24 protein-coding genes are annotated in these 26,473 nt (G+C 37.8%); 21 read left to right on the top strand and 3 right to left on the bottom strand.

The features are described 5' to 3' along the window. Positions 1-16 precede the first annotated feature (16 nt). The 3 genes from BR73_RS0119140 to rpmB all read left to right on the top strand — a co-directional run bounded on the left by BR73_RS0119140 (position 17) and on the right by rpmB (position 2,079). Positions 17-1,384 carry a DUF2953 domain-containing protein gene (locus tag BR73_RS0119140; protein ID WP_033166849.1) on the top strand — a complete coding sequence of 456 codons (1,368 nt, stop codon included), beginning with the start codon at positions 17-19 and terminating at the stop codon, positions 1,382-1,384. Beyond that, positions 1,384-1,788, top strand: coding sequence for a GerW family sporulation protein (locus BR73_RS0119135; protein ID WP_033166848.1), 405 nt, complete (start codon positions 1,384-1,386; stop codon positions 1,786-1,788). Before BR73_RS0119140 ends, BR73_RS0119135 begins: the two co-directional genes overlap by 1 nt. Before the next feature lie 105 nt (positions 1,789-1,893). Then, positions 1,894-2,079 (top strand): 50S ribosomal protein L28, encoded by a 186-nt coding sequence (gene rpmB / locus BR73_RS0119130; protein WP_033166847.1) that lies wholly within the window; start codon positions 1,894-1,896, stop codon positions 2,077-2,079. A gap of 143 nt (positions 2,080-2,222) precedes the next feature. On the opposite strand, the gene BR73_RS29175 is transcribed toward rpmB, so the two are convergent. Then, the gene (locus BR73_RS29175) at positions 2,223-2,360 is read right to left on the bottom strand and encodes a hypothetical protein (RefSeq protein WP_197032683.1); all 138 of its coding nucleotides are present in this window, start codon (positions 2,358-2,360) and stop codon (positions 2,223-2,225) included. A gap of 360 nt (positions 2,361-2,720) precedes the next feature. On the opposite strand from BR73_RS29175, the gene BR73_RS0119125 reads away from it, so the two are divergent. The 12 genes from BR73_RS0119125 (at position 2,721) to BR73_RS0119070 (ending at position 16,927) form a co-directional block, all read left to right on the top strand. Further along, entirely contained in the window at positions 2,721-3,077 is a 357-nt protein-coding gene (locus BR73_RS0119125; protein WP_033166846.1) for an Asp23/Gls24 family envelope stress response protein, read from the top strand. Positions 3,078-3,108: 31 nt separating this feature from the next. Further along, the gene (locus BR73_RS0119120) at positions 3,109-4,809 is read left to right on the top strand and encodes a DAK2 domain-containing protein (RefSeq protein WP_033166845.1); all 1,701 of its coding nucleotides are present in this window, start codon (positions 3,109-3,111) and stop codon (positions 4,807-4,809) included. 520 nt (positions 4,810-5,329) lie between these two features. Further along, positions 5,330-5,629 carry a hypothetical protein gene (locus BR73_RS0119115; RefSeq protein WP_033166844.1) on the top strand — a complete coding sequence of 100 codons (300 nt, stop codon included), beginning with the start codon at positions 5,330-5,332 and terminating at the stop codon, positions 5,627-5,629. A 269-nt stretch (positions 5,630-5,898) separates the two neighbouring features. Beyond that, positions 5,899-7,941 (top strand): ATP-dependent DNA helicase RecG, encoded by a 2,043-nt coding sequence (recG, locus tag BR73_RS0119110; protein ID WP_033166843.1) that lies wholly within the window; start codon positions 5,899-5,901, stop codon positions 7,939-7,941. A gap of 132 nt (positions 7,942-8,073) precedes the next feature. Beyond that, entirely contained in the window at positions 8,074-9,666 is a 1,593-nt protein-coding gene (locus tag BR73_RS27645) for an AAA family ATPase (RefSeq protein WP_051685327.1), read from the top strand. 22 nt (positions 9,667-9,688) lie between these two features. Further along, positions 9,689-10,783 (top strand): UDP-galactopyranose mutase, encoded by a 1,095-nt coding sequence (glf, locus tag BR73_RS0119100; protein ID WP_033166842.1) that lies wholly within the window; start codon positions 9,689-9,691, stop codon positions 10,781-10,783. Further along, on the top strand, positions 10,776-11,483 hold the full coding sequence (locus BR73_RS0119095; RefSeq protein WP_242860706.1) for a glycosyltransferase family 2 protein: 708 nt from the start codon (positions 10,776-10,778) through the stop codon (positions 11,481-11,483). The genes glf and BR73_RS0119095 overlap by 8 nt, the downstream gene beginning before the upstream one ends. A gap of 116 nt (positions 11,484-11,599) precedes the next feature. Further along, positions 11,600-14,002, top strand: coding sequence for a DUF2298 domain-containing protein (locus BR73_RS0119090; RefSeq protein WP_051685326.1), 2,403 nt, complete (start codon positions 11,600-11,602; stop codon positions 14,000-14,002). 697 nt (positions 14,003-14,699) lie between these two features. Then, positions 14,700-14,903, top strand: coding sequence for an alpha/beta-type small acid-soluble spore protein (locus BR73_RS0119085; RefSeq protein ID WP_347463475.1), 204 nt, complete (start codon positions 14,700-14,702; stop codon positions 14,901-14,903). 254 nt (positions 14,904-15,157) lie between these two features. Then, positions 15,158-15,712, top strand: coding sequence for a 16S rRNA (guanine(966)-N(2))-methyltransferase RsmD (rsmD, locus tag BR73_RS0119080; RefSeq protein WP_033166839.1), 555 nt, complete (start codon positions 15,158-15,160; stop codon positions 15,710-15,712). A gap of 59 nt (positions 15,713-15,771) precedes the next feature. Further along, positions 15,772-16,263 (top strand): pantetheine-phosphate adenylyltransferase, encoded by a 492-nt coding sequence (gene coaD, locus BR73_RS0119075; RefSeq protein ID WP_033166838.1) that lies wholly within the window; start codon positions 15,772-15,774, stop codon positions 16,261-16,263. A gap of 1 nt (position 16,264) precedes the next feature. Further along, on the top strand, positions 16,265-16,927 hold the full coding sequence (locus BR73_RS0119070) for an ATPase (protein WP_033166837.1): 663 nt from the start codon (positions 16,265-16,267) through the stop codon (positions 16,925-16,927). A gap of 36 nt (positions 16,928-16,963) precedes the next feature. Here the strand turns inward: BR73_RS0119070 and BR73_RS0119065 are convergent, their stop codons facing one another. Beyond that, entirely contained in the window at positions 16,964-17,809 is an 846-nt protein-coding gene (locus BR73_RS0119065; protein ID WP_156034769.1) for a hypothetical protein, read from the bottom strand. Between the two features lie 627 nt (positions 17,810-18,436). On the opposite strand from BR73_RS0119065, the gene pepF reads away from it, so the two are divergent. Continuing rightward, positions 18,437-20,254, top strand: coding sequence for an oligoendopeptidase F (pepF, locus tag BR73_RS0119060; RefSeq protein ID WP_242860705.1), 1,818 nt, complete (start codon positions 18,437-18,439; stop codon positions 20,252-20,254). A gap of 29 nt (positions 20,255-20,283) precedes the next feature. Here the strand turns inward: pepF and BR73_RS0119055 are convergent, their stop codons facing one another. Beyond that, positions 20,284-21,528 carry a nucleotidyltransferase gene (locus BR73_RS0119055; RefSeq protein WP_033166835.1) on the bottom strand — a complete coding sequence of 415 codons (1,245 nt, stop codon included), beginning with the start codon at positions 21,526-21,528 and terminating at the stop codon, positions 20,284-20,286. Between the two features lie 188 nt (positions 21,529-21,716). Here BR73_RS0119055 and BR73_RS0119050 point away from each other — a divergent pair, with 188 nt between their 5' ends. The 5 genes from BR73_RS0119050 to BR73_RS0119035 all read left to right on the top strand — a co-directional run bounded on the left by BR73_RS0119050 (position 21,717) and on the right by BR73_RS0119035 (position 26,265). Next, entirely contained in the window at positions 21,717-22,454 is a 738-nt protein-coding gene (locus tag BR73_RS0119050; protein ID WP_033166834.1) for a LytTR family DNA-binding domain-containing protein, read from the top strand. Between the two features lie 23 nt (positions 22,455-22,477). Beyond that, on the top strand, positions 22,478-23,797 hold the full coding sequence (locus BR73_RS0119045; RefSeq protein WP_033166833.1) for a sensor histidine kinase: 1,320 nt from the start codon (positions 22,478-22,480) through the stop codon (positions 23,795-23,797). A gap of 126 nt (positions 23,798-23,923) precedes the next feature. Next, a complete protein-coding gene (locus BR73_RS0119040) occupies positions 23,924-24,514 on the top strand; it encodes an accessory gene regulator B family protein (protein WP_197032682.1) in 591 nt (196 codons plus the stop codon). Between the two features lie 145 nt (positions 24,515-24,659). After that, a complete protein-coding gene (locus BR73_RS28415) occupies positions 24,660-24,806 on the top strand; it encodes a cyclic lactone autoinducer peptide (RefSeq protein ID WP_081848714.1) in 147 nt (48 codons plus the stop codon). Between the two features lie 202 nt (positions 24,807-25,008). Further along, positions 25,009-26,265 (top strand): HD domain-containing phosphohydrolase, encoded by a 1,257-nt coding sequence (locus tag BR73_RS0119035; RefSeq protein WP_051685325.1) that lies wholly within the window; start codon positions 25,009-25,011, stop codon positions 26,263-26,265. Positions 26,266-26,473 lie beyond the last annotated feature (208 nt).

The raw sequence follows: 26,473 nt of genomic DNA, 5'->3' as shown, positions 1-26,473 counted from the left end.
GAGGAACCGAGAATATATGCTCCACATTGTTTTACTGGTGTTAAAAATAATAGGTATAATTCTTGCCTCCCTTTTAGGCTTACTGATTGCTCTGATCCTGATTGTTTTGCTTGTACCTATCCGATATAAATTAAAAGCAGAGTACCATGATCAGCTGAAAGCCGCAGCAAGAGTTTCCTGGCTGTTAAGGATAATCTCGTTTTCAGCTGAATATAATACAAAAGACTTTGCATTAACGGACAGTTTGGTAAATACTGAAGAAGCAGAAATCAATTTGCGAATGAGATTAAGGATTTTTGGAAGAATAATATATGACAGCAATCGTAAGAAAGAAGACATACCGGAGAAAGATAAGAAGGTGCGTTTTTCCTTTAAAAGGAGAACTCGTACTATAAAAGAAGAAGTTCATTCCCAGGATGAAAAAGTGAATGATGACAACAGCTTAAAGAAGCCCGAGCCATCCTTGATGGCTGATAATGCGTCAAGGAATATATCGGATAAAGCTACCAGAGCCGAATTGACAAGAATATCCCGCGCTGAAGCCGAGGCGGTTACCGGATCGGTTGAGGAGGAAGATACTAACCTTAGTTCAGAAACAATCCAGTTAAGTAAGAATAATCCGATGGACCAGGCAGCAGCTGAGGAAGAACAGGGGCTGAAGACTGATTCAGATAAAATATTTGAAATTGAAATACAGGAAAATGAAAAAAAGCTAAAAGATATAGAGAATAAAGAGATAAAACAATTAGATATAAAACAAACAGATACAAGACAAAAAGATATTAAGAAAATAGATATACAGCAAATAGGTATAGAGCAAAATGAAACAGTACTAAAAGAAAAGCAAAACGGTATCGAAGACTCCCGGGAGCAAATGAAAGAAAAAGGGATTTTCAACGCTTTCAAAAGGTTCTTCCATAAGTTAAAAAGTATATTTATCAAAATCAAAGACTTTTTTACCGGTATAAAACTTAAAACGGATAATATAACTGATAAATTCAAACAATTATATGATAAATACAGTCTGGTGAAAGTTTTCTTCCAGGATGAGAATAATAAGCTTGGATTAAAATATGGATACAACAATTTAAAGGGAATATTAAGGCATATCAAACCCAGAAAGGTCATAGCCAATATAGAATTTGGTACAGGAGACCCAAGTTCCACCGGACAGATACTTGGAGTAGCAGCTGCATTTATGGGAATATACGGTAACTCCGTAAAGATTATTCCGGACTTTGAAAATGAAGTAATAAAAGGAGACTTTTACTGCAGAGGAAGAATACAGTCTTTGATTCTGCTGATAATAGGCATAAAGGTTATACGTAATCGTAATATCAAAACACTGATCAAAAACTTTCAAACATTGAAGGAGGAATTTTAATGGCAGATAACAATTTTAATAACACAGTTGAATCTCTATTTAAAGGAATGGATAGTTTCATAACAACGAAGACCGTAGTAGGTGATGCGGTAAAATTTGACGACGGCACGATTATCCTGCCTCTGGTAGATGTTAGCTTCGGAGTAGGTGCAGGTGCTTTTTCAAAAGATTCCGGCAAAAGCAATGCCGGCGGTGGTATGGGTGGTAAGATTACTCCCAGTGCGGTATTGGTAATCCAAAACGGTTCCACAAGACTTGTCAATGTCAAGAATCAGGACAGCGTAACCAAAATTCTTGATTTAGTACCGGATGTTCTCAATAAGTTCAAAAAAGAAAAACCCGTGGAAGATGTAACAGATAAGGTAAATGAAGCATTAAAAAAGCAATCAAATTTAAATGAGTAAAAATTCTGCTTGCATTATAGCTTTTCATCTGTTAAAATAGTTTTTGTTTGCAGGTCCATCAGGCGTTGCCTGAAGACTTAGAATATACCTAGGGAGGTGCTTTTAATGGCTAAATGTGCAATTTGTGAAAAAAGTGCTCACTTTGGAAATGCTGTGAGTCATTCTCATAGAAGATCAAATAAGATGTGGAAGGCTAATGTTAAGTCTGTTAAGATTCTGGTTAACGGTGCAGCAAAGAAAACTTATGTGTGTACTTCATGTCTGAGATCTGGTAAAGTGGAACGTGCATAGTACTTATTAATTAGGACCTCCGGACAACCGTTGGTCCCGATTTTTATCACTTTGTATCAAATGCATAAGAAAATAAGCCTGCTGGTAACAGCAGGCTTATTTTCTGTCTATATCAGATGAATTTATTAATACCTGACGTTTCTTTAACAGGCAAATAAATTGTATCCAAGTATAAGAAGCAGGATAATAATGCATACGGCTATGACACCATTTGTGATAAACAACATAATAGTCATACCTACAGCTATCCAGAAAAGGATAAAACCAATCATTCTCTTCATAGGCTAACCTCATTTAACAAATAAGAAGTACGGAAAAGTACTGTGAATAGTAATTTATAGCTTATATTAGCCAATATATGCATATAATTTTTTCTTTATATTATAATTAGAAAAAATTATGGCATAATATAACTAATAATAACAAAGTGAATTTTGATTGAGCTTTCGGAGGGCTTTTGGTGCAAAAGAGCATTATATAAAAAATAGCGTACATAGAGCCTTATGAATAAAATTAGTATTCCATTTTACTTAAAAAAAGGTTATAATAGAAAGGAATGGAAGAGTGAATAGATAGCTTACCATTGGCTTTTGCTTTGTGAGTATTTGCCATGGTTAAAATTAATAGAATGGAGGATTCCAATGAAGGGACATATGAATACAAAAATCGGTGAAGTATCAATAGATAACGATGTGCTTGCTAAGTATGCGGGTTCATCAGCAGTTGAGTGTTTTGGTGTAGTAGGCATGGCATCTGTCAACATGAAGGATGGACTTGTAAAACTTCTGATGCGGGAAAGTTTGAAGCATGGTGTAAACATTTTGCTGGAAGATAATAAAATAATTATTGATTTGCATATCATTGTATCTTATGGAGTAAGTATTTCGGCTGTAGCTGAGAACTTAATCAGTAATGTTAAATACAAGGTAGAAGAATTTACCGGTATGGAAGTTATTAAAATAAATATTTTTGTCGAAGGCGTAAGAGTCATAGACTAGCGGAGAATTACTGTTAAGGAGGAATAAATTTGTGGTTATTAATAATATAGATGCCAATATGCTCCGGAAGATGTTTTTATCGGGAGCAAAAAGCATTGAAGCAAAGAAAGAATATATCAACGAACTGAATGTATTTCCTGTACCGGATGGTGATACTGGTACCAACATGACATTGACCATTATGTCTGCGGCACGTGATGTAAGCCAAATGGAGAACCCTACAATGGAAGGTCTGTCCAAAGCTATTTCAAGCGGATCCCTAAGAGGTGCCAGAGGTAATTCAGGCGTTATCCTGTCTCAGTTATGCAGAGGTTTTTGCAAGGAAATCAAAGATTACCAGGAGCTTAACACACAGACGCTGGCAACAGCTGCTTCTAAAGCGGTTGAGACTGCATATAAGGCAGTTATGAAGCCTAAGGAAGGAACTATTCTTACAGTAGCCAGAGGCGGTGCTGAGAAAGCTGCAGCTCTTGCGGCAGAAACTGATGATATTGAATATTTTTGCAGTGAGATCATAAAACATATGGAAGAAGTACTTGCACATACACCTGATCTGCTGCCTGTATTAAAAGAAGCAGGAGTAGTAGACTCCGGCGGCCAGGGACTCCTTGAAATAATAAAGGGTGCATATGATGCGCTTCTTGGTAAGGAGATAGATTTTGACCAGGCTCCAGGCAGTGAGCATGGAAATGCTGCCAGCGGCTCAGAAACACCTGTTAACAGAGAAAATATTGATACTGCCAATATTAAATTCGGTTACTGTACTGAATTTATTATAATGCTTGAAAAAGAATATAATGAGAAAACCGACTTGGAATTTAAATCATATCTTGAGTCTATTGGTGATTCCCTGGTAGTTGTATCAGATGATGAGATTGTCAAGGTTCATGTACATACCAATGATCCTGGACTTGCCATTCAGAAAGCGTTAACCTTTGGGTCACTTTCCCGAATGAAGATCGATAACATGAGGGAAGAACACCATGAAAGACTGATAAAAGATGCCGAAAATCTTGCTAAGAAGCAGGCTGAGGAAAAGAAAGTAAAAGAACAGGTGAAGGAACAGCCTGCCAAGGAAGTTGGTTTTATCTCAGTTTCCATCGGAGAAGGAATCAATGAAATCTTTAAAGGTCTGGGAGTTGACTATATTATAGCCGGCGGACAGACAATGAATCCCAGTACTGAAGATATGCTAAATGCAATTGAAGCTGTTAATGCTAAGAATATCTTTATCCTTCCCAATAACAGCAACATTATCCTGGCAGCACAGCAGGCAAAAGAGCTTACTCAGGATAAGAATATTATTGTTATTCCTACAAAAACAGTGCCTCAGGGTATTACAGCAATAATAAATTATGTCCATGATAAGACAGCAGAGGAAAATGAAACCCGTATGACTGCAGAAATGCAGAAAGTAAAGAGTGGACAGGTAACTTATGCGGTAAGGGATACGAATCTGGACGGAAAAGAAATCAAGCAGGGGAATATCATGGGTCTTGATGAGAAGACGATTCTTGCCGTGGGCACTGATATTGAAGAAACTACCTTTGGACTGGTAAGCGGCCTGACAGATGATGATTCTGAATTGATTAGCCTCTATTATGGTGAAGAAATAACGGAGGAGACTGCTGAAGCTTTAGCAGAGCGTATACGAGAAGCCTTCCCGCAAGCTGATGTAGAAGTTCATTTTGGTGGTCAGCCTATTTATTACTATGTACTGTCAGTAGAATAAGAGATGTAAGCTTCATCCTCTGGTTCATAATATATTATAATAAGGTTCTTGAAGCTTTTGTAAGGCCAGCCTGTCAGGCTTAGACTTACTGGCTGCAGGAACCTTTTTTACACATTATGATGTGAGCATAAGATGGATAGTTTTTTACAAAGGGGACGGCAAATTGTACAATACAAAAAGAACTCATGTTTCGATTCCAAGGCATAAGAAGTCCTAATTCTCTGGATATTTTATGCTTGACATATTACAAAACAGATAACTCGCTACGCATGAGTACACTATGTGTACTCAGACAATCTGTTTTATAATATAGCATAAAATATCCAGAGAAAAGGACTTCTAATGCCTTTCCATAGGCACATTCGTTTCTTTTTGTATTGAACAATTCGCCTGAAATTGGATGGAAACAAGGCTTTTAATGCTCGATTTTTTTGGTTATAATTCCATGATTACGTCTGTTTATATTAACCTATAATAATGATGATGATGATAGAGCATGAAAAGGGTTATGTAATAGTATATGAGGGAAAAACCAACGAAAGAGAGAGCTTTAAAAGATATAGAAAAAAGGTTTAAACCAAAATTGTTTATTTTTATATTACAGAGCCTTATATTGCTTGGGCCTTATGTGAATTTTTTCTTGATTGTACTCAATAAGAATGATAAGGAACTGATTAAAATTGGAATAGCAATAGGAATCACCCTGCCTTTATTAACGCTTAATTGGGTTTTGTATTTCTGGCTTAGAAAAGATTATAAGTCTAATGCAAAGGAAGTATTTGAGATAGATATAAAATCGAAAGAAGACGGGAGTAAGTGAATTCTTGAAAAGCATAATTCACATCCTGATTTAAATGTGTGCTAAAGCACACGGACGGGAGTAAGTGAATTCTTGAAAAGCATAATTCACATCCTGATTTAAATGTGTGCTAAAGCACACGGACGGGAGTAAGTGAATTCTTGAAAAGCATAATTCACATCCTGATTTAAATGTGTGCTAAAGCACACGGACGGGAGTAAGTGAATTCTTGAAAAGCATAATTCACATCCTGATTTAAATGTGTGCTTTAGCACACAGATGGGAGTTTTATGAATAATCTTAAACTTAATGATTCTGTTTCCTCTGTGAAAGGGATTGGTGAAAAGACAGAACAGGGTCTGGCAAAATTAGCTGTTTTTACTGTGGCCGATCTCATAAGGCATTATCCCAGAGATTATGATGCTTACGAGCCGCCAAAACCTATTGAATCCCTGGAAGAAGGGGAGAAAGCTGCCATTGAGGCGTCTGTAATCACTACACCGCTGGTGAAGCAGGTGAGAAACTTGAAAATAATTGGCGTGAGGGTAAAGGATGCCAGCGGTACCATCAACATCAGCTGGTTTAATATGCCCTTTCTTAAGAACCGCCTCAGATCCGGCTACCATTACATATTCAGAGGAAAGGTCATAAGAAAAAATGGTGTTCTTGTTATTGAGCAGCCTGAGATCTATACAAGAGATGAGTACCGGACGAAAATGAATATTTTACAGCCTGTGTATCCCTTAACAGATGGAATCACCAATAATCTCCTGACGAAATCTATTAAGTATGCTCTTTCTGCCGTAGAGGATACCGGAGAGTATCTGCCGAAAAGGATTATAAAAGAATATAAACTGATGAATGGTAAGAATGCATTAATGGAAGTGCATTTTCCCAAAGACAGGGAGCTTCTTGGTGAAGCCAGAAGAAGGCTTATTTTTGACGAATTCTTTCAATTTACTTTGGCTTTAGCCCATGTAAAGGAAAGTAAGACAGGATGGGATAATAATTATGTTTTAACGGAACGGGAGGGAGTTACAGATTATCTTAATAAGCTCCCCTATAAGCTTACAAATGCTCAGAACAGAGTGTGGGGAGAGATACAGAAAGATCTGGAATCCAAGCATTCCATGAATCGCCTGGTGCAGGGAGATGTAGGCTCCGGTAAGACTATTCTTGCGGCTCTGTCCCTTCTGTTAACTGCACTGAACGGTTACCAGGGCTGCCTTATGGTCCCAACAGAAGTTCTTGCGAAACAGCATTTTGAAAGTATCTGTGAGTCCTTTAGGAACTATGGGGTCAATACAGTTCTCTTAACCGGCTCCATGACTGCAGCCACGAAGAGGGGTGTTTATGAGAGTATCAAAAGCGGTGAAGCCCAGATAATAATAGGAACCCATGCTTTGATACAGGAAAAGGCGGAATACAGGAATTTGGCACTGGTGGTAACCGATGAACAGCACCGATTTGGTGTGAGGCAAAGAGAAACATTATCGGATAAAGGAAACCATCCTCACGTACTGGTTATGAGTGCAACGCCTATTCCAAGAACCCTTGCGATTATTCTTTATGGAGACCTGGACATTTCCTTGGTGGACGAGCTGCCGGCAGGCAGAAACCCTATTAAAAATTGTGTGGTTGATACAGGGTACAGAAGTACTGCTTACCGTCTTATAGGCAATCAGATAAAGGAAGGTCATCAGGCTTATGTAATCTGTCCTATGGTGGAGGAAAGTGAGGCAATTGAGGCCGAAAATGTTATTGAGTATACGGAGAAGCTAAGAGAAGCCATTGCTTTTGCAAATATAGATTATCTTCATGGGAAAATGAAACCCCAGGAGAAAAATGATATAATGGAGCGTTTTACAAAAGGCGAGATACAGGTGCTGGTATCAACTACTGTAGTAGAGGTAGGAGTAAATGTTCCCAATGCTACGGTTATGATGGTTGAGAATGCAGAACGTTTCGGTTTGGCCCAGCTTCATCAGTTAAGAGGAAGAGTAGGACGCGGTAATGCCCAATCTTATTGTATCCTGGTATGTGGCAGAGCGGGAAAGGATATCAGAAAAAGGCTTGAGATATTAAACCAATCCAATGACGGCTTCTATATAGCCGGTGAGGATCTTAAACTTCGTGGCCCTGGTGATATGTTTGGTATCAGGCAAAGCGGTGAGATGGAATTTAAATTAGGCGATATCTATCAGGATGCCAAAGTGTTAATGGAAGCCAATGAAGCTGCAAAACAGCTGACAAAAGAAGAACTGGAAACCATACTTACAGATGCTCTTGAACTAAAGGTAAAGCTGGAGACATTTAAAGGCGGAACCTTATAATTTTGCCTCTTTTTATTTTGATAGTGATATTGTATAATATTTCTATATAAGTTTAATTTTAGTATCGGTGCAATGAGTTTCAAACACACCCTGACAGTTACTACTGGCGATACAGCTAAGGGAGAGACATATATGCGCAGCAGTTATTCAACGGAAACCTTATACGGGATTGGTAATGAAAATTACAATAACCTGAACCTTCTTTGTTCTTTGCTTTTAAGGGAAGGCTATTGGGAGACGCCGGAAAGCGTCATCCATAAGAGCATTGAAGAGGTACTTGACCTATATATTCAGGCCGTGGCCGTTTCATTATGCAATACCTGTAACCTGCTTACGAAAGAGGAGACGAGCTATATCCTTAGAGTAACGAAAAAGGATATGTTAGGCTTTGAGACAGAAGGAAATAAAGAAGAGAAATTGACAGATGCTGCACAAAGGGTTATGAAATCACCACCCATCCTGCTTCAGCTATGCAATCTTTATGATATTGAGAAGAAAGATAGTCTGGCAGCACAGTTTACAGATTCCTTGTTTAACATCCTTCTCTCACTAACAGATTTAAGTCATGCCAGAAACAGGGATACTGCCTCTTTTTTAATGGCATATTACAAAAGGATAAGTGTATTTTACAGCAATGGAAATGATATTTACCGAATGAGTGAGCGGGAAGTATTTCGTAAGATCAACAGTGAAGAATTCAACGCCACACCATTATATCTAAAGACCTTTAACCGGGCAGCAGGAGAAGAGGATTACCAAAGAAAGAGAGATACACTAAGAAATATACAACAGATAAATCATGGTACAGACCCAGGAGATTTCTTAAAGCGAAAGGATAATACCCGGCAAGCGGTATTAATAGACAATCCGTTAGCCCAGACTGAGACAGAAGCAGAAGAAGCACAAGATTGCAGGTTATCGGAGCTGTTAACAGAATTAGAAGCATTGATTGGCCTGTCCAATGTTAAAAAGGAAATTAACTCCCTTATTAATCTCATAAAAATGAAGAGTATCAGGGAAGAGTATGGAATGCCTGCAATGAACCTCTCCTATCATATGGTCTATACAGGAAATCCTGGAACCGGTAAGACCACCATAGCCAGACTTATGGCTGAAATTTATAAAGAGTTAGGTATCCTAAGCAAAGGAAATCTGGTTGAGACTGACAGAAGCGGTCTTGTAGCAGGATATGTGGGACAAACTGCCCTTAAGGTTAAGGAAGTGGTAGAGGAAGCCTTGGGAGGAGTACTTTTTATCGATGAAGCCTACTCTCTTGCAGGAAATGAACTTACCGGGGATTTTGGAAAAGAAGCAGTGGATGCATTGGTGAAGCTGATGGAGGATAACAGGGATAATCTGGTGGTTATTGTAGCCGGCTATACAGAGGAGATGAGAACCTTCCTTAAATCAAATACCGGACTAATATCAAGATTTAACAGGTTTATCGACTTTCCTGACTATACCACTGATGAATTGACAGCAATTCTTACGTTAATGGCTAAGAATGCTGGATTAAGCATGGAAGAAGAGGCAGTAACATACGTAAAAAAATATCTAAGCACTTTAGATAAATTAAATACGAAAGAATTTGGCAATGCCAGAGGAATACGTAATATCTTTGAGAAAATTCTGGTTAATCAGGCAAACCGCCTGATATCCAGTACAAAACCTGCAAAAGAGCAGGTAGAGACCATCACACTGGCAGATGTCACTAATATAGAATAAGAGAAAATAAAAGGAGTAGCGTATGAAATATAAGTATGTTGTAGTAGGTGCAGGGCTGGCTGGATTGACAGCGGCAGAGCGTATAGCCGAAGTACTGGACGAAGAGGTACTGGTTATTGAAAAAAGGAATCACATTGGTGGAAATGTGTATGATTCCTATGATGAAGAGGGAATATTAATCCATAACTACGGACCGCATATTTTTCATACAAATGATAAGGAAGTTTTCGAATACTTAAGCCGGTTTACTCCCTGGCATCATTTTTGGCACAGAGTACTGACTTATGTAGACGGTAATTTGGTTCCGATGCCTATAACAGTTGAGACCATCAATAAGATATACAACTTAAACCTTAGCTGCTTTGATGTGGAGGAGTTCTTAAAAAAACAAGCAGTTTCCATGGACGAGGTATCTACCAGTAAAGATGTGGCGCTCAGTAAAGTCGGAGAAGATCTTTATAAAAAAATCTTTGAAAATTATACAAGAAAGCAATGGGGAGTTGACCCGGCAGAATTAGATACTTCTGTTATATCCAGAATTCCCATACGTGCAAACCGTGATACCAGATATTTCAATGATACTTATCAGGGGATGCCGAAATACGGATATGCAAAGATGTGCCAGAATATGATCAGTAATAAGAAAATCAAAGTGATGCTTAATACAGATTATAAGGAAATTATCAAAGACCTGGAGTATGATAAGTTGATTTACACCGGACCTACGGATTACTTCTACGATTATAAACATGGCAAAATGGCATACAGAAGCATTGATTTCCAGTTTGAAACCTATTCCAGGGAAGAATACCAGGAAGCACCGGTAGTAAACTATCCCAATGACTATGATTTTACCAGGATAACTGAATTTAAGAAACTTACAGGACAGGAACATAAAAAGACCACTATCTTAAAAGAATTCCCAACCAGTGAAGGTGAGCCCTATTATCCTTTCCCTACGAAAGAGTATCAGGAACAGTTCAGGCTTTATCAGGCAGAGATGAAGAAAGAAGAAAAGGTAGTATTTCTTGGAAGACTGGCAGAATATCGTTATTATAATATGGATGGAGTGGTAAGGCGCGTATTAAATGCCTTTGGAGGAGGTTTCCGTGGATAAGCTGTTTATAGTCATACCGGCATATAATGAGGAAGCGAATATCGTTAATGTAATTGATGAATGGTATCAGGTAGTTCAACGAGCAGGAGACGGCAGCAGACTGGTTATTATCGATGACGGCAGCAAAGACAGAACCTATGAGATGATGAAGGAAGCCTCAAAAGAAAGAGAGGCTTTCCTGCCACTAACAAAACCAAACGGAGGACATGGGGCAACCATTCTTTATGGGTATAATTATGCTATTAAGGAAGGTGCTGACTATATCTTTCAAACAGACTCAGACGGACAGACACTGCCGGAAGAATTCTGGCAGTTCTGGGAAGACAGAAAAAATCATGACATGATTATCGGTTACCGTAAAGGCAGGCAGGATGGCTTCTCCAGGGTCTTTGTAACCAAGACTTTGAAATTAGTGCTACAGTTGGTATTCCGTGTAAATATAAAAGATGCCAACACACCTTTTCGTTTGATGGAGAGTAAAACCTTACAGGAAAATATAAAGCTTATCCCGGAAAACTATAATCTGTCCAATGTTATCATTTCAGTTATCTATGCGAAAAAACATAAAAAGGTCAAATATGTACCTATCACCTTCCGGCCAAGACAGGGCGGTGTAAATTCTATAAATATGAAAAAAATCTTTCGAATCGGCAAACAGGCAGTAAAAGATTTTTCATCCATAAACAAGTATATTCACTAAAGATTCTATTGCTGTTACTACACATTGTGCATCAAAAAAGACACCAGATACCAGTTAAACACATTAATAAAATGATAATTCAGATATACGAATATTCTTAGAGGAGCAGACGATAGATGGAGGATAGAAAGAAAGGGATAGGAAATATCCTTTATACAGTACTTATAATAGCCTTGATGTTCATTACATTTTTAGCGGGACACATGTTGTTAGGCGAAGATTTTACCTCTTTTTTTAAATGGTGGGCTGTACTCTTCCTGATCGGTATGGTTTTTCTGCCGATGTCAGGAAAAGTATTTCAAGGATTTCACGATAATGGCTATTTATTTTCAAAAACAATAGGAATTGCCTTAACAGGTTATCTTGTGTGGTTGCTGTCATCACTAAGGATACTGAAATTTACTTCTGCATCCTGTGTTATAGTACTTATTATTCTGCTGGCAGTTAATGCAGTAATAATAGTCAGAACTAAAAACAGGAAAGTTACCTTTGAGCCGGATACAGTTAAGTCCATCCTTTCAGAGGAATTACTGTTTTTAATATTCTTTTTGATCTGGACCTATATAAGAGGTTTTAAACCGGAAGCTCATGGAACAGAAAAATTTATGGACTACGGTTTTATGGCCTCCATGATGAGATCAGATTATATGCCGCCCAGTGATATGTGGTTTGCCGGCGGTACTATTAATTACTATTATGTTGGACAGTTTCTGGCAACTTTCCTTACAAAGTTATCTTTTGTAAGAGCAAATGAAGGTTATAATCTTATGCTAATGACCCTGGCGGCTTTTGGTTTTATGCTTCCATTCTCCATTGCATATAATATGACCCTGCATTATTTTAAGGACAAGCAGATAAAGGGCAGGAACAGGGCACGTCTGGCAGGTATACTATCCGGAGCAGGTGTATCACTTGCCGGAAATATGCATTTTGTACTATTCTATTGGGTTGTTCCTGGAATTCGTTCTTTTTTTGGAATAACGGGAGACTTTAAAGACTATTGGTTTCCGAACTCCACCAGATACATTGGTTATAACCCTGATACCAACGATAAGACCATTCATGAGTATCCAAGTTACTCTTTTATACTTGGAGATCTCCATGCTCATGTATTGAACATAATGTTTGTATTAACAGTAACGGCTGTTTTATTTGCCTGGCTGCTTAAAAGAAGGAGCTTGAAACAGGAAGATAAGGCAGGAAATAACAACAGAAACAGCAAAGAGAACTACCTGGCAATCTTAAAAGAGGTGATTAACCCTCATACCCTTTTGATCGGTTTCTTTATTGGTATATTTCATACTACAAATTTCTGGGACTATCCTATTTACTTTGTAGTAGCAGGAGCTGTTATCTTATTCTATAATCTGGATTATCATAACTTTAAACTAAAAGCACTTTGGATAACAGCCCTTCAGGGAGCAGCTATCATAATATTATCTAAAATAACAGCCTTACCCTTTACGTTGAATTTCGACCAGATTTCCACGGAAATCAGCCTGGCTGAGACCCATACCCCCTTTTATCAGCTGCTTATACTCTGGGGCTTGCCGGCAGCTCTGATAATCGGCTTGTTAATCGAACTAATAATGGCAAACAACAGGAGACAGAAGCTGTTACTGGAGGAAATCTGTAAAACAAATGGTACCTTAGTACCTGATGACAGAAAGGAAAAGCAGCAGCTTATTGAGAGCTATACCGGTAATCAGAAAGAACACTATACCGGAATAAAAGCCTTTCTAAAGAACCTTACGATTTCTGATTTATTTGGTATTACACTTGGACTATGTGCAATTGGCCTGGTTCTGATTCCGGAATTGATCTATGTAAGAGATATTTATACAGGAGATTATAAAAGAGCCAATACCATGTTTAAGTTAACCTACCAGGCATTTATCCTGTTCGGAACCTGTTCCGGTTTTATCTTTTCGAAATTTCTGCATAGACCTATCTTTACCTGGCAGAAGAAGTTTACAATTGTAACCCTGGTCTTGTTCCTATGTACCCTATGGTATAGTGAGGTATCCATAAAAGCCTGGTATGGCAATGTTTTTGACAAGGAAAAGTATAAAGGCCTTGATGCCATTGCCTTTATGGAAGAATCAATGCCGGACGACTACGAGGCTGTTAAATGGCTCAATGAAAATGTTACGGGAACACCTGTGGTTCTGGAAGCAAATGGTGACAGCTATTCCGATAATGAACGTATATCCATGGCAACAGGTCTTCCGACGGTTTTAGGCTGGTATGTCCACGAATGGTTATGGAGAGGTGATACTTCCATCCTGGAAGAGAGAATCGCCGATATAAAAACCCTATATACAACGGTAGATATTAATGAGGCAAAGCAGATTATCGACAAGTATAACATCGAATATATCTATGTTGGAGAACTTGAGAAGGAAAAATTCCCTGAAATGAACCCTGAGATTGTAAAGAATCTAGGCGAACTGGTCATGGAATGGCCGGAAAGAGATGATAAGCTTTATGAATCCTTCTTGGTTAAAGTATCTGATTAAAGATCTAAACAAGAAAACTTATAATATGCAATGGTTGAGTGGAAATTAGAAAGCAATTTCCACTCTTGGTTAATTGCTCAAGACTCAAGGACAGTTAAGTGTGAGAAAAAAGACTTTCTATAACTTTTTATCTATGCAGTACTGCAAGAATATTTGCAGTATTCATGGTGTTAGTGTGAATTATTGAAATACAATTCTTACCCTGCTTACAGCAGTGCCACATCTGCAGTCAGATACGGCATGCAGCGTCAGCAAAGGTGTGATTTTAAAAATGATTTCAGGCTAATTGTACAAAAGAGAAAGAACGAATGCGCCTATGGAAAGGCATTAGAAGTCCTTTTCTCTGAAGGTTTTGTGCTATAATCTAAAACAGATTGTCTGAGCGAAGCGAGTTATCTGTTTTAGATTATGACCAGCACAAAAACTTCAGAGAATTAGGACTTCTTATGCCTTGGAATTGAAGCATGAGTTCTTTCTCTTTTGTACAATAAGCCGTCCATCGCCAAAAACTCACCCTTAGCCATCAATTAATATTTAAAATTATATTTTATATAAAACAAATTACCGCATCATAATATAGCAAAAATTACCTGAGTATTTCTATTGTTTCGGAACATAATATTAGTGTAACAAACAACAACAAAGAATTATCTGATGCCCCAAAGGGCAGAACAGATAAGAGAAAATGGAGGAGTTTATTATGTCAAGAAACAGAGCAGAAGTGCCTCAGGCAAAAGAAGCTTTAGACAGATTTAAGTATGAAGTGGCAAACGAAATCGGTGTACCTTTAAAACAGGGTTACAACGGAGATTTAACTTCTTACCAGAACGGTAGCGTTGGTGGTATGATGGTTAAAAAGATGATTGCCGAACAGGAAAAGAGAATGTCTGGCCAGCAGTAATATAGAAGATTGAAGGAAGGGTCAGTAGTTATAATATAACAAAGGGTTATATTATAACTACAACCCTTCTTTCTTTTATTGATTATTTCAGGAATTTAAGGTAGAATAATAAAAGCATCAATACTCACTAGGAAACTTGTACTAGGGGGTAAAATTGGGTTGACAAAAGAAGATAATAATATACAATAATATTAGATATTTTAATGAATTACAGCGATATTTCGCCGTTATTCATGTTTACAGGAGTAATTTATATGAGAGTTATAGCAGGCAAAGCCAAGAGAATAATGCTACAGACCATTGAAGGTCTTGAGACAAGACCTACAACAGACCGGATAAAGGAGACTCTGTTTAATATGGTGAACAACAGGTTGGCTGACTGCGATTTTCTGGATTTATTCAGCGGCAGCGGAGCCATTGGCATCGAAGCTTTAAGCAGGGGCGCAGCATCCGCTGTTTTTGTTGAAAATAATAAAAATGCTATGGACTGCATCAAACGTAATCTTATTGCGACAAAACTATCGGATAAAGGGCAGCAGCTATTAATGGATGCTGTTTCTGCAATCAGAGCGTTGGAAGTGCAGGGGAAAGTATTTGATATAATTTTCATGGATCCGCCTTATGATCATATGCTGGAGAAACAGGTGCTCACTGCTCTTATGAATTCGGGTATTATTTATTGTGATACTCTGATTATCGTAGAAGCTTCTAAGGAGACAAGCTTTGATTATATTGAAGATACTCCTTTTCAAATAACAAAAGAGAAAATATATAAGACGAATAAACATGTTTTTATAGAGATGAAATAACCCTGAAAGTAGGGCATTCAAAAGAAAATCAGGCAGTACTGTTAAGAAAAGAGGATATTATGAGAATTGGGATCTATCCGGGAAGTTTTGATCCGGTTACCTTTGGACACATAGACATCATTAGACGCGCATCAAAATTAGTGGATCTCTTAATAATCGGTGTATTAACAAATAGCAGTAAAACCCCTTTATTTACAACTGAGGAACGTATTGAATTCCTTAAAATAACAACAAAGGATATCAGCAATGTTCAGATTGAAGGATATATGGGACTGTTAGTAGATTATGCCAATGAGAAAAAAGCTGAAGTAATATTCAGAGGTCTAAGAGCAGTAACGGATTTTGAGTATGAACTGCAGCTGGCACAGACAAACCATATATTGAACCCCAAAGTAGATACGGTATTTCTGACTACCAGTGTAGAATATGCCTATCTGAGTTCCAGTACGGTTAAGGAAATTGCCAGATACGGCGGTAATATCGAGAAGTTTGTTCCAGCTCCCATTGCTTTGGCAATTAATGATAAATATCAAGAGTTAAGGAGAATTTAGTATGGGTGCCAGCAGAATAGAGCAATTAATTGAAGATATCTATGAATTTGTGGAAAGCTGCAGAATGCAGCCGCTTTCATCCACAAAAGTAATAGTTCCAAAAGATGAGCTATATGATCTATTAGATGAATTACGCTTAAGGACACCGGATGAAATTAAGCGATATCAGAAAATCATTGCAAACAGAGATGCTATAATCGCTGATGCAGAAGAAAAGGCAGCTGCTATTCTTGCAGAGGCCGGTGAAAGAGCCAATTCACTGCTGGATGAAAGTGAAATAATGCAGCAGGCTTATTATCAGGCAGATTCCCTTGTAAAGAATGCATCGGAGGAAGGCAGCCGTATAATAAATGAAGCCAATGAAGATGCACTTCAGATACGACAGGGAGCACTTGCATATACTGCAGATATGCTTACAGATGCTGAAGCAGCTATACAGAATGCTTATGAGAGCAGTAAAACAAAATATGAGAATCTTTTAAATGCTTTAAGAGGAAATCTTGATATTCTTGCCAGTAACAAAAGAGAACTGGTCAGTGAGCCTTCCCCTCAGGAGACAGCCTATAGGCAAGAGGCAGCACAGACCAGAGAAAATGCAGAACAAGATGATTATGATGATGACTATGAATTTGATGAAAACACCTTTCTAAAAGGTATTGACTAATAATTTAATCATAGCTGTTGTCAGTAGTCTGCATATTTACGAGATTTGTACATAAAGGATTACCATAAATAAAGCGATGAACATATGCAGCACCTTTTGAATAAAATATGTACGAATGGATAGCCTTGTATTACTGATAACACTGTTGGTTTGTGCCAGACCGGACAAACCGCCAAAAGCAGTTATCATTGTAATCAGGGCTATCTTTAGGTCCATAGAAAGTGGGGCAGTACTTATTTTATTTATACCGGTAGTGATTTCAAGAAATCCTAATAGAATCAGTTTAAAGGGGCTGCTGCCTGTAAGGGTATCAGTAATTATCTGAGCTGCAATGGAAAAGAGAATAACATAACCTCCAACCCGGGTTATAATATCAAAGGCATCCATTATACTATTGTCCAGTTTTTTCATATCGAAGTGATTACTGCTCTTTGGCACGTCAGCGGTATCCATACTTAAGGCGGATACGGACCTGTGCAGAAAGGGAAGATGCTGCCATAGCATGGTAGCAATCAGTGCTGAGGAATAGAGAATCAGCAATAGGATAAAGCGGATTCCCGGTTTATTAAGCTGTGACAGGGAAATATAACTCATTATAAACATCGGACTTGCATTGTTGCATAAACCCAAAAGGTATTGGCCTTCGTTTTCGCTGAGTTCACCTCTCTCAAGCATATCTGCGGTGGTTTTGGCACCAACTGGTATTCCGGATAAAAAACCGATCAGAACCGGATAACATCCGTTTTTTGTAACCTTAAAGATTCGATGAAATACAGGATATAAGATACGGCTTAAGGGCACAGTAATTCTCATTCGGACAATCAGATTGGATAATATCATAAATGGCAGCAATGTTGGAAGCAGTGTGTTGAACCAGAGCATAAGTCCTTTTTTTGCCCCTAGATAGGAGGAAGTGGGAAATATAAGGAGGAAAGCAAGAAATACTAATATTCCGGCTTTCGGTAAATTTCTTTTAATATAATTTTTTTTTGAGCTCATTTAGATTATGTTAGATTTAAGATCTAGCCTTTCCTTCAAGTGTTAATATAATCTATTTGACATGCAGTAGGTATATGCCATGAATTAAATTTCATCTGTAAAAAAGGTATTATTTACCGTGGATTCTATGTTATAATAGAGGGCGGAAAACTTATGAGCATAAAACTTATAAGCATAAAACTTATAAGCATAATACTTATAAGCATGGTACTTATAAGCATAATCCTTTCATGGATAAGCAATAAGATTCATGTAATTGATTAAAGAATATATTTACTCATTGTTTTTGAAATTACCGCATCTGCAATCAGATGCAGTAAGAAGTGAAAATAGGAATTAAAAGTGATTGTGGTTTGGTTAGATGGGACGGTAATGGGAGCCAGTGTAAAAACCAGAAAGCAATTTTTTAATGTGATTGGTGCGCACAAGGCGCTAAATGGTTAGAGTGAAATAAAGTGAGTTTCACAAAATATATGATTGCGGCTCAAAGCTTGCAGGGAAAAGAAAGGTATGGTTATTAATATGGCACAGACTAAACTCAAGAAACGAAGTGAAATTGAACAAGGGGATAAATGGGCAATTGAAGATCTTTTTGAAACAGATGAGTTATGGAAAAAGGAATATAACGTAACAAAAGAAGAAGTAGAAAAAATAAAAGGCTATCAGGGAAAACTGTCACAGTCCGGGAAACAGCTGTATGAGTTTTTGAAGCTCCAGGATGAGATATCCTATCACCTGGAGAGGGTTTACGTATATGCCAATCAGAAATACCATGAAGATACAGGAAATGCTCTATACCAGGGATTCGCTGACCAGGCAGGGAATCTGGCTGTAGCCTTTGATTCTGCAACCTCCTTTGCCAATGCAGAAATCTTATCAATACCTGAGGAGATTCTTGAGAACTTTCTAAAGAATACACCGGATTTATCTCAGTACAGATTTGCATTAAATGAAATAATTCGTAATAAACCTCATACACTTAGCGGCGAGATGGAGGAACTCCTGGCAGAAGCTGGGGACATGGCTTCTTCACCTCAGACCATATTCTCGATGTTTAATAATGCTGATATTAAGTTCCCATCAATTGAAGATGAGGAAGGAAATCAGGTGGAAATTACCCATGGCAGATTTATTGCTTTTCTGGAGAGTGCTGACCCCAGAGTAAGAAGAGATGCTTTTAAAAATCTCTATGCTACCTATATGAAGAATAAGAATACCCTTGCAGCAATATACAGTGCTAATGTTAAGAAAGATGCTTTCTTTGCAAAAGCCAGAAAATTCCCGTCTGCTATGGCTATGAAGCTGTATGGAAGCAATATACCTGCGGAAGTGTATAAGAATCTGATAGAATCCGTACATGAAAAAATGCCGCTTATGCACCGTTATGTAGCTTTAAGGAAGAAGCTAATGGGTGTTGAGGAATTGCATATGTATGACTTATATACACCTATCATTAAAGATGTGGACACCAAATACAGCTTTGAGGAAGCAAAAGAGCTTGTTGTTAAAGGTCTTGAACCTTTAGGCGAGCGTTACAGAAAAGTCCTGCTGGAAGGGTTTAATGACAGATGGATCGATATCTATGAGAACGAAGGCAAAAGAAGCGGCGCTTATTCCTGGGGAGCTTATGGAACTCACCCCTATGTTCTGCTGAATTATAACGGAAGCCTTGACAATGTATTTACCTTAGCTCATGAAATGGGGCATGCGCTTCACAGCTACTTCTCTGATAATGCGCAGCCTATAACTTATGCCGGATATAAGATCTTTGTGGCAGAGGTTGCCTCTACCTGTAATGAAGCTCTTCTGATGGAATACCTGCTGTCAAAAACAGAAGATAAGAAACAGAAGGCATACCTTATCAATCATTTCCTGGAGCAGTTCCGTACAACGCTGTACCGACAGACTATGTTTGCGGAGTTTGAGATGCTGGTGCATGAGAAAGCTTTTAAAGGGGAAGCGTTAACTGCCGAGAATTTAAGTGCCCAGTACAAAGAGCTGGTAAGTCTGTATTATGGCAAAGATATCGTGGTAGATGACGAAATTGCTTATGAATGGGCAAGAATACCGCATTTTTATACCGCTTTTTATGTGTATCAGTATGCAACAGGTTATTCTGCAGCTATAGCTCTTTCCAGAAAGATATTAAAGGAAGGCGACAAAGCAGTTGAGGACTATATCGGCAAGTTCCTTCAGGGAGGAAGTTCCGATTATCCAATCGAGCTGTTAAAGAAGGCTGGTGTTGATATGAGCAGCAGAGAGCCGGTTATACAGGCACTTAATTTATTTGAAGAATTACTGGATGAAATGGAAAAATTAGTGGATTAATCAGATACAGGGAATCATATTGCAGGAGGTTACTCCTGCAATATGATTCCCTGCTTGTATTCACTCTTTGGTAAAATACCAAATTTATTATAGATTACTTCATTATACAATGCTGCGGCAAATAAATCTTCCTTCAGCATTTTCTGTGCAGTCTCTTCCAGCTTATCTGCAGTTCCTCCTACCTTTGTAATAAGCGGTAGCTTACTCTTCTTAGCCATGGCGCGCAGGAGCGGAGAAGAACTTTTTCTGATACCAAGAATTCTGGCGTATTGGGCGTAACCTTCTGCTTTGTACAGTTTCATGGAGTCCTCGGTGATATTAAGCACTATATGCAGCAGGGAGCGGTTGATTCTGGTCATTGTCCACTGTCTGGATTTCATCTCCTTGGCAGCTTCCAGGAAAGTCATACCGGGCCTGTTCAGACCGGCAATACGGTTAGCCAGATCAGGGGTCACATCCAGATACTTCGTTAAGGATTTGTTGTTTTCTGTCATTAATTTGTATTGGAGCAGAAGGGAAAAATCGTCTTCTGTAACTGGCCAGGTTTTTTCATAGGAGTCTTTTAAAAATGGGTAGGCTTCTGAAGGGACATGCTGCATTAATGCAGACAGTCCAATACCTTCTTTTAACGCTTTTCTGATAGCAGTAGCACTGCTGATAACGGAATCCTTGCCTTCATTTAGAGCTTCCTTGTGATAACCGGCGGAAACCCGTTTAATTGTAAAAGGAATAATGGGACTTTGCAGGGTATGAATCGCCTTAATGTATTCCATTCCTAATATATTATTTGGTGAGACCAGGAAAGAGGCATCCTTATCAGGCATAAAGGGTAGAAGTGCTTCCATTCTGGCTTGTGGAAAAGTCCTGCCTTCTTTTAAGGCTTCGTTAAGCTTGGTTTTAAACAATGGAGGTTCTGTCTCAAGAATTTTAGATGCTTCCTCCAAAAGACTGATACTTCCGCACTCACTGCCAAAACACAAGGAATCTACAACTCCTATGCCGTTCAGCAGGGATACAGCCCCCATGGAAAAATATTCTGCACTGCTGCTGGCAAAGGATACAGGCAGTTCCAGTACCAGATCTGCTCCGCAGGCCAGGGCCATCTGTGTCCGGGTGTATTTATCCAGAAAAGCCGGAGCACCTCTTTGTACATAATTACCGCTCATGACCACGACACAGTAATCGGCGCCGGTTTCTTTCCTGGCTTCTTTTATATGATAAAAATGCCCGTTATGGAAGGGATTATATTCGGTAATTAAACCAACAACTTTCATGCAGACCTCATACTTTCAACTTTTATATATCTACTATAGATGAAAAAAGACTTTATGTAAAGAGCTATAAGGTTCGTTTATATATAGCCTTATGTTTAACCAGAATTTAACAAAATTTTCAAAAAATGATGCACAACTGAGAAGTAATTGGTATAATAAGGATGGAATACAGTAAACTGGGGGGTAATATGATTAAAATTGCGCTATGTGATGATCAAACAGACGAGCTTGCTATGCTTGACAATGTCATTAAGCAATACGGTAATGAGAGAGAGTTATCGCTTAAAACCTTTTTATTCCGAAGGGGTGAAGAACTTCTGACTTCCTGGGAAGAATTTGACATTGTGTTTCTGGATATTTATATGGGTGGAATTGATGGAATGGAAACAGCGAAGAGTATCCGAAAAAAGGATAAGCAGGTGGAAATCATCTTTATAACCAGCCATATAGGTCTTACGAAAGAAGCTTTATCCGTTCATGCCTTTGAATATCTGGACAAGCCTGTCAGCAAGGAAATGATTTATAAGCAGATGAATGAGGTGCTTGAGAAGCTTACACAAAACAAGCCAAGTTATGCCAGAAAGAAAGAGATGGTGGAAATTAACACCGGCAAGAGTACCATGCGGTTTGCAGTGGAGGATATCTTTTATTTTGAAAGGAATGACCGTAAGATAAAGGTTGTTACCTCAAAAGGTAATTATATAGTCAATGAAACCATATCTTCTTTAGAGGAGAAATTTCGCCAATATGATTTTGTGATGCCTCATCAGAGCTTTGTGGTTAACATTAATCACATGCAGGATTATTTTAAAGACGAAATAATAATGACAAATTTTGATGTTATCCCGGTTGCTCAGAAAAGATCCTCTGAATTTAAACGGGTTATGAGGGATTTCCTTCAAAAACAAATGGAAAGGAACCTATAATAGGTAATCGGATAGGGATTAGTATGAATGAGGTAATTTATATAGTGGGGTTATTTTTGTCCAGTTTCGTTTCAGTACATATCATAATGGACTTTATGGGAACATTGTTTGAGAAGAATAGGGCAAGATGGGTTTATATAATGATAGAAACGTTATTTGTTCTCTTGCTGGCAGGAGTGAATGCCTTTCTCAACGCATGGCTTAACCTGATAACAGTATTCGGATTAACCGTTATCCTGGCAGTCAGAATGTATAAGGGAAAAGTAATGCATACACTTTTGTTTACAGTAATACTGCTAATAGGCATGAGTGCTTGTGAATCCATTGGTATTCTGATACTTCACAGTATTTATAATATGTCGGATATAGTAATTGAATCAGACAGACTTAAAAATTTCTATGATATGACCATCAGTCAATTGATTGTAATCTTTATCAGCCACATGGTCTTACTGCGATATGCAAAGAAGAAGGATATCAGCCATCTTAGCAGACGTCAGTATCTGTTCACATTTATTTATGCTTTTTTTAGTGTGCTGAATATCTATAGTCTTTCCATACTAATGAAAGATATTAAAAGTCAATCGGCTATCATATGCGTAATGATTACCTGTGTAGGGATAGTGGTTATTAATATTTATTTTCTTAACATCCTGGAACATGAATCGGAAAATAACCGTTTGATTTATGAGAACAAACTCTTCGGTCAGCAGTCCAAGATGCAGTATCAGTATTATGATGCACTGGAACTGCAATACAGGGAGTCCTTAAGTATCATTCATGATGTCAAAAGACATATACGCTCTATAGAAGAACTGTATATGCACCAGGAAACAGGAGCAGCCAGGGAATATGCCATAACAATAAATAACCGCCTGGATGCTTTCCGCCTCAACGAGTATACTACCAACCGTATGCTGAATATCATCCTTAATGATAAGATAAAGCTGGCGGAAAATAACAAAATAGAGTTCCAATGTAAAATAGATGAGATCGATCTGAGTTTTATTGATAATATGGATCTTACGACCATATTTGCCAATCTGCTTGATAATGCCATTGAAGCCTGCGCCAGGTTAAGCAGTGGAAGAATCATCAATTTAAAAGTTGGCTCCTTTAATAATCTGGTTGCAATAACCATAAAGAATCCAATGATAGAGAATCCGGATAATAACTCACATATCAGCATCATAGAGCATTACCGAAGGGCAGAACATGCGGGGATAGGAATTCCTAATGTTGTTAAAGTAGTAGAGAAGTATAAGGGAGACTTTAATATACAGAAAGAAGAAGGTATGTATTCCTGCAGTATAGTGTTATCTAAGAAGGGGAAGAGGGTATAGCTTTTAGGACAAGTAGAATAGACAAAAAACATGTCGATTAGACACAGCTACTTGATTTTACATACGGCCAATTTATAATAAAAGATAAAAGTAAACAGGTTTTTATGAATCGGAGGGGAGATTCTGGTGTTGGATAAGGCAGCTGTCAGTCTGGTTGACCGGCTGATAAAGAAGGGTATCATAAAAGAGCAGGAGTCTGAACTGTACCTTTTTGGTATAGAAACAGCTATGCTTAAAGTTCTGCATTTACTTACATACATAGTTATGGGAGTTCTCATTGGGGAACTTCCCGGGCTTCTCTTATTTCTTGCTGTCTTTATACCATTAAGGGAGTATTCAGGTGGTTATCATGCCTCCACGAAGCTTAAATGTTATATTGTGTCCTGTTTGACTGTGTTATCCATGCTTCTGCTGATAAAGCTGTGTAATGAGAATTTCTATTTATCCAGCGTGTATCTGGCGTCCTTGTCCAGTGCCATCCTGCTCTTTTTAATTCCGGTGGAAACCGCCTCAAGACCTATAGATGATTCGGAGAAAATATATTACAAGAGCAAAGCAGGTTTTATTATTGTTTTACTTCTGACAATAACACTTTTTTTATACATGACAGATCAGATAGCTTTAAGTTTTGTTATTGCTTTAAGTTTGTTCTTTGAAATGATAGCTGCTTTTGCCGGTAAATTAATATTTATAATAGAAAAAAAGTCATCAGAATAGAATGTTAGTATCAATTAATACTTATAAAATGTAGAATAGACATAAAACATGTAGAATAGACAAGGTATATTGTATTAATATGAAATATTTACTATAATAATTTTGTAATCAGGAATCGCTTTTAAGATTAATAAGGAGGTTTATTATGAAGATCCAGGTTGAGAAGAAAGTATTAAACGCAGTTTCAAAAATAGCTATTGGTAATGCCAAAAAGTCAGCTAATTCTGCTTGCGTATTTTTCGGCTACCAGGCTAAACTTCCAGAATCAGTAAAAGAGCTTAGAAGATTCTAATTGCTGCAAATTTCACTCCTACAATTTAATTTTGCAACAAAGATACTGTTAGTCCATTAGGCCTAACAGTATCTTTTTTTGCATGGAAATATTTTATGTGCCCTTGCCAGTCCGCTGTGACTGTGTTACTATTACCTAAGAAAATGTAGTAATATAGTATATTATATCGTGATGTGTCGTATAAGGGAAAAGGGCTGACTGTATGGATGTTATTGGAAATAAAGAGATGATAAATATATTGCGCAAGACTCTGAATCTGATGGACAACAGATTGATGAATCATGGAGAAAGAGTCGGATATATTTTTTACAAAATGTTATCCTGCGAAAATAAGTATAGCGAGGATGAACTTAGGATATATACACTTGTGGGGCTGCTTCATGACATCGGAGCCTTTCGTGAAGATGATATAAAGGATATGATTCAGTTAGAGGCTAATAAGAATTTTGAACATTCCATTTATGGTTATCTGTTCTTAAAATATCTGTCGCCTTTAAGTGATTTTGCTGAAATAGTACTTTATCATCATACAGATTATTTTAATATTAAACAAAATCTGACACCGCTCAAAGAGCTGGGTAATTATCTGAAACTGGCAGACAGAGTGGATGTTATACTCTCATATTATGATGAGAAGGATATTATCAGGCTTCTTAATGAAAAGTCTGAAATAAAATATTCTAAAAAAGCAATTCAATTATTCATAAAAGCAAACAGTACATATAATGTAATAGAACATACGAAGGACAGGTCATATACGGGGGAATTGAACAGGATTCTGGAAGGCATCAAAATGACAGCAGGGGAAAAGGACAAGTACCTCAATATGCTGGCTTATTCCATTGATTTCCGAAGTGAACATACAGTAATGCATACAATAACAACCGTCAGCCTTGCAGACGAGATTGGCAGGCTCATGGGTTTACCGAAAGAGGATCAGATTAACCTGCATTATGGTGCTCTGCTGCACGATATAGGAAAAATTTCCACACCCCTTAATATTCTGGAGTCTCCCGGAAGGCTGACAGGAGAAGAAATGGCCGTTATGAGAAGACACGTAAAGGATACCTATGAGATACTAAACGGTTATATTAAGGAAGAAATTGTTGAGATAGCAGCAAGACATCATGAAAAGCTGGACGGCTCAGGCTACTTCCGAAAGCTTAAGGGAGAACAGCTGACACTTCCACAACGGATTCTTGGAGTTGCAGATATTGTAAGTGCTCTTTACGGTGTAAGAAGCTATAAGAAAGCCTATGACAAAGAAACAATAATACGCATAATCAAGACAGAAGCAGATGGCGGTAAAGTATGCCGGGAGACGGTAGATTGCCTTGTGTCTAATTATGATGAAATAATAAAAAATGTAGAACAAAATTCGAGAAATTCTTTAGAGATGTATAATGAACTGAAAATTAACTTTAATGGTTATTATAATACCTTTGAAAACTGGGAATAATGGGATGCATACTATAAATACTACAAAACTACTTCAAAATAAACGATAAAAATGATTGAATTTGTTACTTGTAACTAAAAAAGTTTTAGACTATAATGTATGCTGAGGTATTATATGCTCAATTCCCATGGAATAATATACCTGGCAGGTGTATATCTATTTGGACAAGAGTATCAAACATATGTTTTTGTATTACGAAAGGAGAATT

Source organism: Clostridium sp. KNHs205 (assembly GCF_000702945.1).
Classification (GTDB): domain Bacteria; phylum Bacillota; class Clostridia; order Lachnospirales; family Lachnospiraceae; genus Anaerocolumna.
This window is presented reverse-complemented; position numbering and strand designations above follow the sequence as displayed.